This is a genomic window from Ruegeria sp. CDSB117 (genome assembly GCF_059611005.1).
The window spans coordinates 217,881-233,802 of the sequence record NZ_JBXWOS010000001.1; the positions used below are offsets into that span (position 1 = coordinate 217,881).

14 protein-coding genes are annotated in these 15,922 nt (G+C 57.0%); 4 read left to right on the forward strand and 10 right to left on the reverse strand.

What is annotated here, in order from left to right:
• Nucleotides 1-60: 60 nt before the first annotated feature.
• On the reverse strand, nucleotides 61-438 hold the full coding sequence (locus tag AC2FJC_RS01085) for a DUF6497 family protein (protein ID WP_496738085.1): 378 nt from the start codon (nucleotides 436-438) through the stop codon (nucleotides 61-63).
• A 218-nt stretch (nucleotides 439-656) separates the two neighbouring features.
• The gene (locus AC2FJC_RS01090; RefSeq protein ID WP_496738086.1) at nucleotides 657-2,189 is read right to left on the reverse strand and encodes an acyl-CoA carboxylase subunit beta; all 1,533 of its coding nucleotides are present in this window, start codon (nucleotides 2,187-2,189) and stop codon (nucleotides 657-659) included.
• A gap of 183 nt (nucleotides 2,190-2,372) precedes the next feature.
• Here AC2FJC_RS01090 and AC2FJC_RS01095 point away from each other — a divergent pair, with 183 nt between their 5' ends.
• Both AC2FJC_RS01095 and AC2FJC_RS01100 read left to right on the forward strand, forming a co-directional pair.
• Nucleotides 2,373-3,578: a multidrug effflux MFS transporter gene (locus AC2FJC_RS01095; protein WP_496738087.1), complete on the forward strand. Its 1,206-nt coding sequence runs from the start codon at nucleotides 2,373-2,375 to the stop codon at nucleotides 3,576-3,578.
• Nucleotides 3,579-3,643: 65 nt separating this feature from the next.
• Nucleotides 3,644-5,044, forward strand: coding sequence for a helix-turn-helix domain-containing protein (locus AC2FJC_RS01100; RefSeq protein WP_496738088.1), 1,401 nt, complete (start codon nucleotides 3,644-3,646; stop codon nucleotides 5,042-5,044).
• 66 nt (nucleotides 5,045-5,110) lie between these two features.
• Here AC2FJC_RS01100 and AC2FJC_RS01105 read toward each other — a convergent pair whose 3' ends face one another.
• The 6 genes from AC2FJC_RS01105 to AC2FJC_RS01130 form a co-directional block, all read right to left on the reverse strand.
• On the reverse strand, nucleotides 5,111-5,350 hold the full coding sequence (locus tag AC2FJC_RS01105; protein WP_496724279.1) for an HP1242/YdcH family protein: 240 nt from the start codon (nucleotides 5,348-5,350) through the stop codon (nucleotides 5,111-5,113).
• A 91-nt stretch (nucleotides 5,351-5,441) separates the two neighbouring features.
• Nucleotides 5,442-7,100, reverse strand: coding sequence for a choline dehydrogenase (gene betA / locus AC2FJC_RS01110; RefSeq protein WP_496738089.1), 1,659 nt, complete (start codon nucleotides 7,098-7,100; stop codon nucleotides 5,442-5,444).
• A 73-nt stretch (nucleotides 7,101-7,173) separates the two neighbouring features.
• A complete protein-coding gene (gene betC / locus AC2FJC_RS01115; protein ID WP_496738090.1) occupies nucleotides 7,174-8,682 on the reverse strand; it encodes a choline-sulfatase in 1,509 nt (502 codons plus the stop codon).
• Complete coding sequence (gene betI / locus AC2FJC_RS01120) at nucleotides 8,679-9,251, reverse strand: choline-binding transcriptional repressor BetI (RefSeq protein WP_108859390.1); 573 nt, start codon at nucleotides 9,249-9,251, stop codon at nucleotides 8,679-8,681. The genes betC and betI overlap by 4 nt, the downstream gene beginning before the upstream one ends.
• A gap of 87 nt (nucleotides 9,252-9,338) precedes the next feature.
• The gene (locus tag AC2FJC_RS01125; RefSeq protein WP_496738091.1) at nucleotides 9,339-10,247 is read right to left on the reverse strand and encodes a DMT family transporter; all 909 of its coding nucleotides are present in this window, start codon (nucleotides 10,245-10,247) and stop codon (nucleotides 9,339-9,341) included.
• 40 nt (nucleotides 10,248-10,287) lie between these two features.
• Nucleotides 10,288-10,887, reverse strand: a complete 600-nt coding sequence (locus AC2FJC_RS01130; protein WP_496738092.1) for a LysE/ArgO family amino acid transporter — start codon at nucleotides 10,885-10,887, stop codon at nucleotides 10,288-10,290.
• Between the two features lie 86 nt (nucleotides 10,888-10,973).
• On the opposite strand from AC2FJC_RS01130, the gene AC2FJC_RS01135 reads away from it, so the two are divergent.
• The gene (locus tag AC2FJC_RS01135) at nucleotides 10,974-11,870 is read left to right on the forward strand and encodes a LysR family transcriptional regulator ArgP (protein ID WP_496738093.1); all 897 of its coding nucleotides are present in this window, start codon (nucleotides 10,974-10,976) and stop codon (nucleotides 11,868-11,870) included.
• Here AC2FJC_RS01135 and AC2FJC_RS01140 read toward each other — a convergent pair.
• Together AC2FJC_RS01140 and AC2FJC_RS01145 are read right to left on the reverse strand one after the other, a co-directional pair.
• On the reverse strand, nucleotides 11,867-13,138 hold the full coding sequence (locus tag AC2FJC_RS01140; RefSeq protein ID WP_496738094.1) for an MFS transporter: 1,272 nt from the start codon (nucleotides 13,136-13,138) through the stop codon (nucleotides 11,867-11,869). The two genes, AC2FJC_RS01135 and AC2FJC_RS01140, sit on opposite strands and share 4 nt — an antisense overlap.
• 156 nt (nucleotides 13,139-13,294) lie before the next feature.
• Entirely contained in the window at nucleotides 13,295-14,035 is a 741-nt protein-coding gene (locus AC2FJC_RS01145) for a YebC/PmpR family DNA-binding transcriptional regulator (protein WP_058275643.1), read from the reverse strand.
• Nucleotides 14,036-14,145: 110 nt separating this feature from the next.
• On the opposite strand from AC2FJC_RS01145, the gene AC2FJC_RS01150 reads away from it, so the two are divergent.
• Entirely contained in the window at nucleotides 14,146-15,918 is a 1,773-nt protein-coding gene (locus AC2FJC_RS01150; protein ID WP_496696013.1) for an SLC13 family permease, read from the forward strand.
• Nucleotides 15,919-15,922: the final 4 nt, after the last annotated feature.

The following is a 15,922-nucleotide window of genomic DNA, read 5'->3' on the forward strand; positions in this document are numbered from 1 at the left end:
CCTCCAAAGCCGCGTAACTGTTCAGAAATGCCCTGACGGGATGAATAGCGCGATTCATGGTCAAAGCCCCTCCCAGATACACCGGGACTGTTCCAGTCGGTAGGCTTCAAAGAACTGCGTGGCATCAGGGGATGTACGGCCGAATTCGATGGGCCGGTCAGACAGGGAAATGACCACCCGGGCGGCGTCCAGTTCGTATTTGGCCACATAGGCAACCGCCAGCGTCTGGCACAGATGTTCCATGTCGACCGAGGCGACATCGTACCCGATCCGGCCAATGTCCGAACCGATCTTGGGCGCAATAAAGCGAAACCGCACCCAAAGCTCACCGGGGTTGTTGTCCAGCAGAACGTCGCTCAGATGCACTGGCTGTCCGGACGGGACCGGCAACAGGTTTTCGATATCAGCCAGAACGGGGGTCGCAAAAACAGACAGCACAACAGCTAAGGCGCGATCCCGGACCCGCCTCAGGCGAGCTCCTCTCTCCGGGATCGCGCGCGCCTGGCTTTCGGCCCGCGCTGTTCTATGTCTGATTGGGCAACTCATTAGCAGTTGTGGCCTCAAAGTCAATTTTGCACCCAAGTAATCTGCCCTGACCGGTTGTCCGAGACGCCGCCTAAACCGTTCCGGCCGGGAAGATTTCTTGGCATATTCCCTTAAAGGGGAATGTTATCGTGCTTTTTCCACGGGTTCTTCAGCTGCTTGTTCCGCAAGCTGGCAAAGGCCCGCGAAACGCGACGGCGGGTCGATTGCGGCATGATCACCTCATCGATAAAGCCACGCTCGGCCGCGACAAACGGGTTCGCAAACCTGTCCTCGTAGTCCTGCGTGTGCTGTACAATTTTCTCGTCATCGCCCAGATCGGCACGGTGAATGATCTCGGTCGCGCCCTTTGCGCCCATCACCGCGATTTCGGCTGTAGGCCACGCATAGTTGAAGTCACCGCGCAGGTGCTTGGACGCCATAACGTCATAGGCACCACCATAAGCCTTACGGGTGATGACGGTAACTTTTGGCACCGTGGCTTCACCGTAGGCAAACAACAGCTTGGCGCCGTGCTTGATCACTCCGCCATATTCCTGCGACGTCCCCGGCAGGAATCCAGGCACATCTACCAGCGTCAGGATCGGAATTTCGAAGCAATCGCAGAACCGCACAAACCGCGCGGCCTTGCGCGAGCTGTCGATGTCCAGACAACCCGCCAGAATCATCGGCTGATTGGCTACAACGCCCACTGTCTGTCCTTCAAGCCGGATGAACCCGGTGATGATGTTTTTGGCAAAATCCTCCTGAATTTCGTAGAAATCGCCCTCATCCGCCACTTTGGTGATGAGTTCCTTCATGTCGTACGGCGTATTAGGGTTGTCGGGGATCAATGTATCCAGCGAGGTTTCCAGACGGTCGGGTTCGTCAAAGAACGGGCGCACTGGCGGTTTTTCGCGGTTGTTGAGCGGCAGGAAATCAACCAAACGGCGCACCTCGGCCAGTGCTTCAACGTCGTTCTCAAACGCTCCGTCAGCAACTGAGGATTTCTTGGTATGGGTCGACGCCCCACCAAGTTCCTCGGCGGTAACGACTTCGTTTGTGACCGTCTTGACCACGTCGGGGCCGGTCACAAACATGTACGAGGTGTCTTTGACCATGAAGATAAAGTCGGTCATCGCCGGGCTGTAGACTGCGCCGCCAGCACAGGGCCCCATGATCACGCTGATCTGCGGAACCACGCCTGACGCCATGATGTTGCGCTGGAACACCTCGGCATAACCAGCCAGCGACGCCACGCCTTCCTGAATTCGCGCTCCGCCCGAGTCGTTGATGCCGATCACCGGTGCACCGTTCTGAACGGCCATATCCATGATCTTGCAGATCTTCTGAGCATGGGTTTCCGAAAGTGAGCCGCCAAAGACTGTAAAGTCCTGGCTGAACACATAAACCATGCGACCATTGATCGTACCCCAGCCAGTAACGACACCGTCACCCGCTGGCCTTTGCTTCTCCATCCCGAAATCGGTACACCGATGGCTGACAAACATGTCAAATTCTTCAAAGCTGCCTTCATCCAGCAACAGTTCGACCCGTTCCCGCGCAGTCAGTTTGCCGCGCGAGTGCTGTGCGTCGATGCGCTTTTGTCCACCACCCAGCCGCGCGTTGTCGCGACGGTCTTCAAGTTCGGAAAGGATGTCTTTCATAACGATGATCCCCTGTAAAATCTGGCCGGACACTATACGCAGATGCCGCGAGACCAAAGTATCTTTCGGCAAATTTGCAAATCTTATCCAATCATCTTGGTGAATATTGTAAATTTGCTAATTTTCACTCACAAAACGCGTGATGGATGGCATTCTGATCCGTGGTGACTATACACGTGAACTATGCAGTTTAGTTCTTCGTCGGCGCATCGCTCGCCTCCTAAAATTACCACTCTGGTTTTGCTGTCCGGATTGTCCGCGCTCAGCCTCAATCTGTTTTTGCCGAGCCTGCCCAATATGGCACTGCACTTTCAGGCCGACTACAAGGTCATGCAACTGTCGATTGCCCTGTACCTGCTGGTCAATGCGGTGCTTCAGATCCTGATCGGACCAATTGCCGACAAGGCGGGGCGCCGTCCCGTTCTACTTTGGGGGTTGGTCCTTTTTTTAGTGGCTACGTTGGGCTGCATCTATGCACCCAACGTCCAGGTTTTTCTTGTTTTCAGAATGTGTCAGGCAATCATCGTGGTCGGCATGGTTCTTAGCCGTGCGGCGGTTCGGGACCTATATGATCAGGACCAGGCGGCGTCGATGATCGGTTATGTAACGATGGGCATGGCCATTGTCCCCATGATCGGACCCGCGATCGGGGGCCTGTTGGAGGAGAGCTTTGGCTGGAAAGCCAACTTCTGGCTGCCCTTCGTTCTTGGCGTAATGACGCTGGTGCTAACTTACTTAGATTTTGGCGAAACCTCAGCCAAGAGTGGCAAAACACTGGTTCAACAATTTCGGGAATACCCCGAACTACTGGGTTCCCCGCGATTTTGGGGTTATTCGCTATCATCCGCGCTGTCGTCTGGTGCCTTCTTTGCCTATCTGGGCGGCGCTCCTTTTATAGGCACCGAACTCTTCGGCCTCAGCGCCGCCGAGGTCGGCATCTACTTTGGCGCCCCAGCCGTAGGGTACTTTTTTGGTAACTTCTTCAGCGGTCGCTATTCCGTTCACTTCGGCGTCAATCGAATGGTACTTTGGGGCTGCTGGCTGAACGCAGCAGGCGTTGCAATGTCCGCCATCTTGTTTCTGGCCGGCTTCGGAACAGCGCTCAGCTTTTTTGGATTCATGACCTTCGTCGGCATTGGAAACGGCATGACGATTCCCAACGCGACATCCGGCGCGCTTTCGGTGCGACCGCATCTGGCCGCCACAGCATCCGGACTGAGTGGAGCGATCATGCTGGGCGGCGGCGCGGGCCTCAGCGCCCTTGCAGGAGCTTTGCTAACGCACGAAACCGGTGCAATGCCCTTGCTCTGGCTAATGCTGACAACCTCGGTCCTGGCGGTCTGCGCAATTTTGTCTGTCATTCGACGCGAACGGCAACTAGGCCTTTGACACGGCTTGCCTATGACGGTTTGCAAAGTTAGCTTACCGATTTAGGAAAGTTGCAAAGGCTCAACATGGCGACTCAGAAACTTTATGCAGGTGCAAAGCTGCGTGAAATGCGTACGCGCTTGTCACTTACCCAAAAGGAATTTGCCGCTAAACTGGGTGTTTCCCTGCCCTATCTGAACCAGATGGAGAACAACAACCGTCCGATTTCGACTACGGTCGTTCTGGCGCTGGCGCAAGAATTCGGAATGGATGTCACCGAGTTGAGCACCGGCGACAGTGAGCGTCTGGTCTCGGACATGCGCGAAGCATTGGCCGATCCGGTCTTTGACGACGCTGTTCCACCGCTCGCCGATCTCCGCCTCACGGCTTCAAACGCACCTGCTCTGGCACGGGCCTTCATTGCCCTGCACCGCACCTATCGTCAGACGCATGAACGCCTGGCCTCCCTTGACGAAGCATTGGGGCGCGAAGACGCACAAATCCAGGCTAGCCCATGGGAGGAAGTGCGGGACTTCTTCCACTATTGCGACAACTACATCGACGCGGTGGACCGCGCGGCTGAACGATTTGCCGGGCGCGCCGGGGATGCAGGCGGCATACGTGCGGCAGCCCTGGACAGCCTCGCCGAGCGCGGCATTCGGGTACAATTCCCGGACATCGATGAAACCCGAAAGTACGACGCAGAGAACAAAACACTGCGGCTTTCGTCCAGAACCGCACCACAAACTCAGGTGTTTCAGTTGTTGTTGCAGGTTGCACTGATCAGCCAGGATAAACTTCTTGAAGCAACGCTGGATTTTGCCAAATTTCACAGCGACGAAGCCCGTGCCATTGCCAAGATCGGGCTGGCAAACTATTTCGCCGGCGCATCGTTGATGCCTTATGCCAAATTTCTGGCCACAGCTCAGGAATATCGTCACGATCTTGAACTGCTTAGCAACCGGTTTGGCGCGTCAATCGAACAGGTGGCGCACAGGCTTTCGACCCTGCAACGCCCTGGCGCCAAAGGCATTCCGTTTTTTTTCGTGCGCGTCGATCAGGCTGGTACGATCACCAAAAGACACTCGGCCACGCGCCTTCAATTTGCCCGGTTCGGCGGCGCCTGCCCCCTATGGAACGTGCACCGCGCTTTCGAAACACCCGGCCATTTCCTGCGACAACTGGCAGAAACACCCGATGGTGTTCAGTATATATCTTTGGCTCGGGACGTGTCGAAATCGGGCGGCTCATTCGGCGCACCTGTGCGCCGTTATGCGATTGCACTAGGTTGCGAGGTGCGCCACGCCGAGGCGCTGGTTTATGCCGACAATCTGGATTTCAACAACGCCAGCGCTTACGAGCCAATTGGCATATCCTGCCGTATCTGCGAGCGGCCGAATTGTCATCAGCGATCGGTCCCGCCATTGGAAAGACGTCTGACAATCGACGCCCATACCCGCGGCACCTTGCCCTATGAAGTCACCTGATCTTCACCTGACCTAAAATATCCCGCGGAAGGCGTGCCGCGACGGGGGCAGAGCCCCCGCTGTTTTTCAGGGCTTGGACAAGATCGCCCAGATCTCGTCTTTCAGAACCGCACGTCTTTTACGCAGATCTGTCTCAGCGATATCATCCATCGGTTCTACATTGGTTTCGGCACGATGAACCTCGCGGTTGATCTCATGATACTCGTCCGCCAGCCGTGAAAAATGAGCGTCTGTTTGCTTAAGCTGGCTCATCAGCTCAACCTTGTCCGGAAACTCTTCGGCCAGTTCGTGCGGGGTATGGGACATTCCTGTTCGCTCCTCAAAATATGTTGTTGCGATTCAAGTCTATTCGTCCGGTCCCCGTCAATCTTTGACGCGGATCAAATCATGCTTTCGATCATCGCTGCGCAACCGCCCATTGGGGATTAATCCAAGGTTGGTCATTGGCTGCTGGCAGGGCATCCTTACCCAGCAGATGATCGGACATCTTCTCACCCACCATGATAGACGGCGCGTTTAGATTGCCATTGGTAATCTGTGGGAAGATTGAACTGTCGGCAACGCGCAGACCGTCCACGCCAATAACGCGTCCCTCGGGATCGACCACAGCGTTTTTGTCATCTGCCCGACCCATCCGGCAGGTTCCACAAGGGTGATACGCGCTTTCGGCATGTTCCGCGATAAAGGCATTGAGCGCTTCGTCAGACTGCACGTCCGCACCCGGCTGGATTTCTTTTCCCGAATAAGGTTTGAACGCATCCTGCCCGAAAATCTCACGCGTCAGGCGAATACAGGTGCGGAAATCCGCCCAATCCTCTTCATGGCTCATGTAGTTGAAGCGGATCACCGGCGCGTCTTCGACCTTGGCCGACCGCAGCGTCACCGCCCCGCGCGACGGCGAGCGCATCGGCCCGACATGCGCCTGGAAACCATGACCTTCGGCTGCGGCCTGGCCATCATAGCGAACGGCAATTGGCAGGAAGTGATATTGAATATCCGGATATTCTACGCCCGGCTTGGAGCGAATAAACGCCGCACTTTCGAATTGGTTGGATGCACCCAGACCGGTCTTTGTGAACAGCCACTGCGCCCCGATCAGACCTTTGCTGATCAGGTTCCAATGTTTGTACAGCGTGATCGGCTGCAAGGACGCTTGCTGAATGTAAAGCTCCAGATGGTCCTGAAGGTTCGCACCCACACCCGGGCGATCTGCGACAACGTCTATCCCGTGTTCAGCCAAGTGCGCCGCCGGACCGATGCCAGACAGCATCAGCAGCTTGGGAGAGTTGATGGAGGACGCGGCAAGAACCACCTCGCGCCGGGCGCGGATGACCTCAGTCTTGCCACCTCTGATCAATTCGACCCCGATTGCGCGGCCGTTTTCCATGACCACCTTTGAGGCCAGTCCGCGCACGATATCGCAGTTATCGCGCTTGAGCGCGGGTTTCAGATACGCATTCGCCGCCGACCAACGCCGTCCTTTCCAGACGGTTTGCTCCATCGGGCCGAAGCCTTCCTGCTTTTCACCGTTATAGTCGCCGGTAACTTCGTATCCCGCCTGCTGTCCCGCATCGACGAAAGCCTGAAACAGAGGGTTCTCACGCGGTCCGCGCGAAACATGCAGCGGGCCATCGGTGCCACGCCATGTCGGATCACCACCATGTCCACCGTCATGCCAGGTCTCCATGCGTTTGTAATAGGGCAGCACATCCGCATAGGACCAGCCATCGGCGCCCATCTCGGCCCAAGTGTCAAAATCACGCGCGTGGCCACGTACGTAAACCATGCCGTTGATCGATGACGATCCACCAATAACCTTGCCGCGCGGACAAGCCAGTTCGCGGTTATTCAGGTGCGGCTCGGGCTCTGACCGGTAACCCCAGTCATACATCGGCATGTTCATCGGATAGCTCAATGCCGCTGGCATCTGGATGAACGGGCCAGCATCAGTCCCGCCGTGTTCGATCACCAATACCGAGGCTCCGGCCTCGCTCAGGCGATACGCCATTGCGCAGCCTGCCGATCCTGCGCCAACGATGACGAAATCTGCTTCCATTTTCAGGTCTCCATATCCCGCCGAACCAAATTTCTGATCGTCCGGCAGGCGTATTTTCGAAAAGGTGAAGAGGTTACTCGCCGCGCGGGTAGCGGGCGTTTTCCTCGACGACATTCAGATCCATGTGATTGCGCATGTAGCGCTCGGATGCCTTCTGCAGTGGCTGGTAATCCCATGGGTAATACCCGCCCTGCCGCAGCGCCTCGTAAACAACCCAGCGGCGCGCCTGGCTGGCACGGACATCCGCGTCGAATTTATCCAAGTCCCAACGCGCCTGAGAATTCGCGCGCAAAGTTTCCAGCGTGCCTGCGTGTTCGGGGTTTTCCGCGAGGTTTTCCAACTCATGCGGATCGGCCTCAAGATCGTACAGCTGATCTGGGTCCAATGCGCAGCGATTGTATTTCCACTTGCCATAGCGCAGCGAAACCAGCGGCGCATACGAGCCTTCGGCCGCGTATTCCATCTTCACCGGAGCAGTCCGTTCGGTGCCATTGGCCAGTGGTACAAGGTCTTCGCCATCGGTCCACGGCGCGATCTCGGCCATATCTACACCCGCCAGTGCACCAAGGGTTGGCGTGACGTCGATTGTCGAAACCGATGTGTCGATACGGCCTGCCGGCATATCCGGCGCGGCAATCATCAACGGCACGCGTGCCGACCCTTCGTAGAAGTTCATTTTGAACCACAGGCCCCGTTCACCCAGCATGTCGCCGTGATCCGAGACAAACATGATGATCGCCTCTTGCCGGGTTGTTTCCAGCACCTCTAGGATTTCACCGATCTTGTCGTCCAGATATGAGATATTGGAAAAGTACGCGCGGCGCGACTTGCAGATGTCTTCTTCTGTGATGTCGAAGCTGCGCCAATCATTGGCATCAAAGATACGCTTTGAGTGCGGATCCTGATTGTCATAACCAATGTCCGCAATCTCGGGCTGCAGGTGCTCACAGTCTTCGTACAGATCCCAATACTTGCGGCGCGCCACGTAAGGATCATGCGGGTGGGTAAAGCTGACGGTCACACACCACGGGCGGTCATCCTTGCCACGCGCCAGATCATAGAGCTTGGCCTTGGCGTTGTAGGCGACCTCGTCGTCATACTCCATCTGGTTGGAAATCTCGGCCACGCCTGCGCCCGTCACCGAGCCCATATTGTGGTACCACCAGTCAATCCGTTCACCGGGCTTGCGGTAATCCGGCGTCCAGCCAAAATCAGCCGGGTAGATATCGGTTGTCAGGCGGTCCTCAAACCCGTGCATCTGATCTGGGCCGACAAAGTGCATCTTACCGGACAGGCAGGTGTAATAGCCCGCGCGCCGCAGATGGTGCGCATAGGTCGGGATGTCGCTGCGGAATTCTGCGGCGTTGTCATAAACACCCGTGCGCGAAGGCAGCTGACCGGACATAAAGCTGGCCCGCCCCGGCGCGCACAGAGGCGACGCGGTATAGGCGTTGGCAAACCGGGTCGACCGTTCAGCCAGCTTCTTCAGGTTCGGAGCGTGAAGCCAGTCAGCGGGACCGTCTGGAAAGAGGGTCCCATTCAGCTGATCCACCATCAGGATCAGAATGTTCGGTTTTGTCATTTTTCAGCCTCGAGCAGAGTGTTGAGGACACGCATTGCGTGATTGACCGCCAGCTGCGGTTCTTCCGGCGCGCTTAGTGCGGCGCGGATATACAGCCCATCGATCAGGGCGATCATGTTTTCGGCCGCCTCGGCCGGATCGCCCAGCAATGGGCGCAGGGCGTGGGTCAGGTTCGACCGGATACGCGCCTGATAGATTTGCCACAGGCGCAAGGCGTCATCATTTGTTTGGGCCAACACGTAAAATGTCATCCACGCAGCGATGACATCCGGTGTGAAACATGATGGTGCAAAACAGGCCCGGATAATGGCCTGCGCGCGTTCCTGCGGGACAGCATTCTTCAGCTCCTGCCTAGCCTCGTCGGCAAAGTCCGACAGGATACGGCGCATGGCGGCCAGAAATATCTGATCTTTGCCACCGAAATAATGATGCGCCAGCGCGCTGGACATGCCTGCCCGTTTGGCAATCTGGCTGACCGTTACATCAAGGGATTTCTTCGACCCGAGTTCGGCAATTGTTGCCTTGACGATCGCGTCACGGCGGATTGGCTCCATTCCGAGTTTCGGCATCACTATCCCTCACTAAGTATAGTGAGAAAACGCTAAGGGCTTTTTATTGACTCGTCAATCAATAACGTTTCACCCGACCGCCAATGATCAGAGTTTGGGTGCGATGCTGGGGGTCGTCAAGCTGCTGCGGTTCAAAACCGCTTCGCGCCAGGCAATGAAACTGACCGCTAGCAGAATCACCGTTCCACCCGCGACTACCCAGATGTCGATGCTTTCATTGAAAACCAGCGCGCCCAACAAGGTGGCCCAGATCAACTGCAGGAACGTAACCGGCTGTGTTACCGCGACCGGGGCCGCCTTAAGTGCGATCGTCATGAAATAGTGGCCCGCCGTGGCAAAACTGGCCACCAGAAACAGCACGCCGAGGTCGCGCAAGCTGGGCGTGGTCCAAACCGCAACTGCAAAAGGGATCAAAGCTATGGTCACCCAGATCGACATATGCGCCACAACAACTGACGGCGGCAGATCACGCACAAGCACTTTGGCAATCAGATAAGACCCGCCTAAGGTCAGGGCCGTGCCCAGCATGGTGATATGGCCCAGTGAAATCTCACGAAAACCCGGCCTTAGGATGATCAGAACGCCAATCAGTGCCACGCCAATCGCGGCGATCCGACGGATGGCCAGCTTTTCGTACAGAAACAACGCGGCCCCCAGCGTTACATAGACCGGCGTCATGTAGTTCATCGCCGTGACCTCAGCCAGCGGGATCTGTGTCATCGAGAAGAACCACAGCATCACTGCAAATGCATGGACGACACCGCGCGTCCCCAGCAATACGATGTGGCTGCGTGTAAGGTGCGTCTTCAACACCAAGCGCAACGCCGGCAACAGAAAGATCAAGCCGAAGGCAAAGCGCAGGAACGCAGCCTGCGTAGGGTCCATCGTGGGGCCCAGCGACTTTACCAATGCGGTCATGACCACAAACGACAAGCCTGCCGAAAACATCCAGAGCATGCCAGCCACGGGGCGGTGTTGGGCGGTTAAAGTTGACATGTTAACGGTTGAACACCGAATACTTGGCAGAGGCAACCCGTCACATCAATACAAGCTTTGCGGCAATTGCCAGCATGACCACGCCGATTATTAAATCCAGCACCTGCCACGCCCGTGGTCTTGTGAATATCGGGGACAGCATCCCTGCCCCGTAGCCCAATGAAAAGAAGAATACGAAACTGGACGTCATTGCACCAAGCGCAAAGGCCATCCGATCCTCATACTGCGCCGAGATTGACCCAATCAGCACAACTGTATCCAGATAGACATGCGGGTTCAGCCATGTGAACGCAAGAACGGTCAGCAGAACAGATTTCAGGCTGACGCGCTTACCCTCGCCGATCTCCATCACCGCTCCGCCGCGCCAGGCCGAACTCAGGCTGCGCAAACCGTACCATATCAGAAAAATCGCCCCGCCATACCGCATGACGGTCTCGAACCAGGGCAACGCGTGCGCCAATGTTCCGAAACCCGCAACGCCCGCGGCTATGAGAATGGCATCAGACACCGCGCAAGTCAGGCACAGTGGGAATACATGCTCGCGTCGCAACCCCTGGCGCAGAACAAAGGCGTTTTGCGCGCCAATGGCGAGGATCAGGCTGAAGCCAAGCACAAAGCCTGCAATCAAGGATGTGGACATGAAACCTCCGATAGTCTGAGGCGTTGACTACTCGCTTACCAAGCATCTATCAAATTAAAGAAACTGACCTGAATTAAGTCTGGCTAATGTTACTGGATCCAAACCACCTGACTGCGCTGTCTGCCATCCTGCGTCATGGCAGTTTTGACGCGGCCGCCTCAGAACTTGCGGTTACGCCTTCCGCGGTTTCACAGCGGATTAAGGCGCTGGAAGACCTTGTCGGCGCAACCCTGATCAATCGGGGAACGCCCTGCACGGGCACTCCGATGGGTTTGCGTATCGCTCAACACGCCGAGGATATCGGGTTACTTGAGACGCATCTGGCCCGCGAACTGACGCTTGATCAAACCAACGGCCCCGCGCGCGTGCGCGTCGCCGTGCCAGCCGACGTTCTGGCGACGTGGTTCATAAATGTCATGTCTCAGGTCGACGGCCTGCTGTTCGATCTGGTCGTTGACGATCAGGATCATTCGGCGGAATGGCTGAGGCGCGGAGAGGTCAGCGCCGCCATAACGGTCGGAGGTGATACGGTCCCAGGCAGCGACGCCGTAGCCCTTGGCGCCCTGCGGTACATCCCCACGGCCAGCCCCGATTTCATGCGCAAATGGTTCGCGGACGGTGTAAATGTCGAGACGTTGTCCCGCGCCACCTGTTTGACATTCAACCGCAAGGATGGGCTGCAAAAAGCCTGGATTACCCGGCAGACAGGTCAACGGCTATCACCCCCTTCGCATTTCCTGCCCTCCTCTCAGGGATTTGTGGAAGCGGCCATTGCGGGGATTGGTTGGGGAATGAATCCGGAAAACCTTGCGCGCCCAGCGCTGGAAGACGGCCGGTTATGCCCTTTGGTACCGGGCGCGCATCTTGACGTAGGGCTGACCTGGCAGGTGGGTCGTGTGCTATCCACGGCGTTGGCCCCCTTGACTGACGCGGTCAAACGCGCCGCCGATGGTGCCCTGCTTCCAGCTGAAACTGCAGACTAGGATTGAACCGCTTTTTTCTCGCTGGGTACAACCACACGGTAACAGGCAACCGCCGCGAAAACGCTTGTGGCGACAATGAAGACGATAGCCCAGGCGACCTCGTGCAAATGCGCAACGCCTGCCAACGCGGCCGAGAGCAATACGCCAGAGATCCGGCAAATGCTCTTGATCGCTGCGGCACCTTTGACCCTCTGATCTTTTGGGGCAACGTCCAGGAAGTACAGCTTGCGGGCACTGCTGATCCCTGTCACCGCAACAGTGACAACGAACAAGGCAATGGCGTGTAAGTGAACGTCATGGTCCATGCCCAGAAAGTGCACGGACAAAAGCGCACCGCCCGTCAGTGCCACCATCAGGTTCCCGGTGACCATCACGGCGCGATGCGATTTCATGTTCACCAATTGCCACAGTGGGGCAGATACAAGATACCCCGACGCCGACGACACAATCATCGCCGTCAGCCCTCTGGCCGAATCGTGGTGCGCTTCGGCTGCGATCAGCGCAAAGAACGGTACGGACAGGGATACGACAACAAGCGGCATGCGCATGATCATGTAACGGCGGAACCAGTGCTGATCGAACATTGCAGCGATATCGGTGAAGTTATCCAGGAACTTTCGCTTCTTGACCCGTTGCGCGCCCTGTTCCTGGGTGGGACCGGCGGTTTCGGACATCATTAGAATCGACAGGCCGGATAGGACAAAGAATGTTACCGAAACGGCGATGACTGCGGAATGGCGCGAAAACGGTGGGTTTTCTTTGGTGATCTCGTGAACCAGCAACGCCAATCCGATTGCGCCCAATCCACCCACCCCCAGCTGCAGATAATGCATGATCATCCGCGATTTGGAGCGCACCTGATCGCCCAGCAGATCGGTATACATCAGCGACTGAATTTCTTCGATCAAACCGATCATGAAAAATGCCGCGACAAAAGCCACACCTATGACCGGAACGACACCTGTTGAGGCCACCAACAAAGCCAAAATCAGGCAGGCACCGATTGCGACCTCAGTCATCGCGATTGCACGTTTCTTGCGGTCACGCGCTGCGATGGGATACGCGAGGAAAACATCCGAGATCATGCTGCCAACCATCCGCACCGACACCAGCGCGCCGGCTATGTACATCGGAAGCTCAAGCGACACGGCCAGAAATGGCAAGACCACGGATGGGCTGCCTAGGGTCCACGCCACCTGAGACAGAATGCTTTGCCCAGCCAGGACCGGAACGTTTCTTTTCGATGTGTCCAGTGACTTGTCAGTCATATGCGCGCTTGGGTTCCTCGGCTCGCAAAAGGGCGCGCCACTTGGGTTTGATCAATCCATGGTACTCAGTTCCACGCAACCGGCCAAGAACCCCCTGTGTCAAAAATGAAAACCCGGCCAAAGACCGGGTTTTTCGTGCTTTTCTTGCAATGCGGATCAGAGCTGAGCCATGACTTCGTCCGTGGCTTCGAAATTCGTCGTCACGCGTTGAACGTCATCGTCGTCCTCCAGCGCATCGACCAGCTTCATCAGCTTTTGCATGTCTTCCAGACCCAACTCGGTTGTCGTCGTAGGCTTCCAGATCAGCTTGGTGGAATCGGTTTCCCCCAGCGCAGCTTCAAGGGCGCTCGACACTTCGTTCAGGTCGGTATCGGCACACCAGATGATATGCCCTTCTTCCGAGCTTTCGACATCTTCAGCGCCGGCTTCGATTGCGGCTTCGAACACGGTGTCCGCGTCGCCGACGGAACCCGGATAAACCACTTCGCCCTTGCGTTCGAACATGAAGCCAACTGAACCGGTTTCGCCCAGGTTGCCGCCGTTCTTGGAAAAAGTCGAACGCACGGTCGAAGCTGTGCGATTGCGGTTGTCTGTCATCGTCTCGACGATCACCGCCACACCGTTCGGGCCATAGCCCTCATACCGGATTTCTTCGTATTCATCGCCTTCGCCCGCCGTCGATTTCTTGATCGCGCGGTCGATGACATCTTTTGGAACCGACTGTGACTTGGCTTCTTTCACGGCCAAACGCAGCCGTGGGTTTTTTTCAGGATCGGGGTCGCCCATCTTGGCAGCGACGGTGATCTCTTTCGACAGTTTGGAAAACAGTTTGGACCGCGCGGCGTCCTGACGCCCCTTGCGGTGCTGGATGTTGGCCCATTTGGAATGGCCTGCCATGTTGCGTCCTCGTCATCGTGATTGCGTATTCGGCGCTCATATAGACGTTTGCGGGGCCAAGGATCAAGAGAGCGGCTTGCGACAGTCGCCGCGAAGGGTATGGTGGCCGCATGACGACAGACCAGATTATTCTTTTTTCCCTTTTCGCCACTGTGTTTGGAATGCTGCTTTGGGGGAAGTTTCGATACGACCTTGTGGCCTTCACCGCGCTATTGATCGGAGTTACGCTGGGTGTTGTGCCGGTCGATGACGCCTTTGCCGGGTTCGGACACCCCGCCACGATAATCGTCGCTTTGGTATTGGTTGTCTCGGCCGGGTTGGTGCGCTCCGGCGCTGTTTTCCTGATCACCCGCACGCTGGTCGATGCCTCGCGCGGGCTTGGCGCACATATCGCGCTGATGGGCGGGATTGGCGCTGTTCTGTCGGCTTTTATGAACAACGTGGCCGCGCTGGCGCTGCTGATGCCGGTCGATATCCAAACCGCGCGCAAGGCGGGGCGGCCGGTCGGTCTGACCCTGATGCCGCTGAGCTTTGCCACCATTCTGGGCGGCATGGCCACGTTGATTGGAACGCCCCCTAACATCATCATCGCATCGATCCGGGCTGAAACATTGGGTGAACCGTTCCGAATGTTCGATTTCGCCCCCGTTGGTGGATTGGCAGCGATTGCCGGGCTGGCATTTGTCGCGCTGGTCGGATGGCGGTTGATTCCCAATCGCGGAACACAGGAAGAGGCCTCGGAAACCCTTGCCGAATACATCGCGGAACTGACGGTCCCGCCAGAGTCGCCGCAAATCGGAAAACGTGTCAGCGAGCTTTATGAGGCCGCTGAGAAATCCGACGTGGCCATCATCGGCCTTATTCGAGATGGCAAACGGCGCTATGGCCGGTCGGCCCATGCTACAATCAAACCGGGCGACGCTTTGGTGCTGGAGGCCCGCCCCGAGGCGCTAGATGAATTTCGCACCGCGCTGAACCTCGATTTCTCGGATACCCGCCGTCAGGAGTTGCTGACCGCCGAAGGGGACGGTCTTGAAGTGATTGAGGTAGTTGTGCCGCTAAACGCACGCGTCACCGGTCGCACCGCGCAGGGCCTGGGATTGGCCTGGCGTCAAAGCACCGTTTTGATGGGGATTTCACGTCAAGGGCGTCGCATTACCGAACAGGTCCGTAAAACTCAGATTGAGGCAGGCGACATTCTGTTGCTGCTATGCCCACGTGACCGCAGTGCCGATGTGACCGAATGGCTGGGGTGTTTGCCACTTGCTGAACGCGGTCTGAACGTCACCGCCAACGAAAAAGCGTGGCTTGCCATTGGCTTGTTTGGTGCAGCTGTTCTGGCGGCCAGTGTCGGGCTGATCTACCTGCCCATCGCTTTGGGGCTGGTCGTTGTCGCCTATGTTCTGACCAAGATCATGCCGATTGCCGATATCTACAATCATATCGAGTGGCCCGTTGTCGTTCTGCTGGGCTCGATGATCCCGCTAGGCAGCGCGTTGGAGACGTCAGGCGGTACAGAACTGATTGCGAATGCTTTAATTCAATTGACCGACGGGCTGCCGGCCTGGGCCATTCTGACCGTGTTGATGGTGGTCACAATGACCCTGTCAGACGTGCTGAACAACACAGCCACCGCCATTGTTGCGGCTCCGGTCGGTATCCAGATGGCCCGCACGCTTGAGGTTTCACCCGACCCTTTCCTGATGACCGTCGCCGTCGCAGCCTCGGCCGCGTTCCTGACGCCGATTGGGCATAAGAACAATACGCTTGTCCTAGGACCCGGAGGGTATCAGTTTGGCGACTATTGGCGCATGGGCCTGCCACTGGAAATCCTGATCATTGCGGTTTCCATCCCCGCTATCCTTGTGTTCTGGCCCTTGTGACGGA

Bases quoted from the DNA above. Each gene is read 5' to 3' on its own strand.
- AC2FJC_RS01090 (WP_496738086.1), bottom strand. From the start codon at position 2,189: ATGAAAGACATCCTTTCCGAACTTGAAGACCGTCGCGACAACGCGCGG.
- AC2FJC_RS01095 (WP_496738087.1), top strand. From the start codon at position 2,373: ATGCAGTTTAGTTCTTCGTCGGCGCATCGCTCGCCTCCTAAAATTACC.
- AC2FJC_RS01100 (WP_496738088.1), top strand. From the start codon at position 3,644: ATGGCGACTCAGAAACTTTATGCAGGTGCAAAGCTGCGTGAAATGCGT.
- AC2FJC_RS01105 (WP_496724279.1), bottom strand. From the start codon at position 5,350: ATGTCCCATACCCCGCACGAACTGGCCGAAGAGTTTCCGGACAAGGTT.
- betA (WP_496738089.1), bottom strand. From the start codon at position 7,100: ATGGAAGCAGATTTCGTCATCGTTGGCGCAGGATCGGCAGGCTGCGCA.
- betC (WP_496738090.1), bottom strand. From the start codon at position 8,682: ATGACAAAACCGAACATTCTGATCCTGATGGTGGATCAGCTGAATGGG.
- betI (WP_108859390.1), bottom strand. From the start codon at position 9,251: ATGCCGAAACTCGGAATGGAGCCAATCCGCCGTGACGCGATCGTCAAG.
- AC2FJC_RS01125 (WP_496738091.1), bottom strand. From the start codon at position 10,247: ATGTCAACTTTAACCGCCCAACACCGCCCCGTGGCTGGCATGCTCTGG.
- AC2FJC_RS01130 (WP_496738092.1), bottom strand. From the start codon at position 10,887: ATGTCCACATCCTTGATTGCAGGCTTTGTGCTTGGCTTCAGCCTGATC.
- AC2FJC_RS01135 (WP_496738093.1), top strand. From the start codon at position 10,974: ATGTTACTGGATCCAAACCACCTGACTGCGCTGTCTGCCATCCTGCGT.
- AC2FJC_RS01140 (WP_496738094.1), bottom strand. From the start codon at position 13,138: ATGACTGACAAGTCACTGGACACATCGAAAAGAAACGTTCCGGTCCTG.
- AC2FJC_RS01145 (WP_058275643.1), bottom strand. From the start codon at position 14,035: ATGGCAGGCCATTCCAAATGGGCCAACATCCAGCACCGCAAGGGGCGT.
- AC2FJC_RS01150 (WP_496696013.1), top strand. From the start codon at position 14,146: ATGACGACAGACCAGATTATTCTTTTTTCCCTTTTCGCCACTGTGTTT.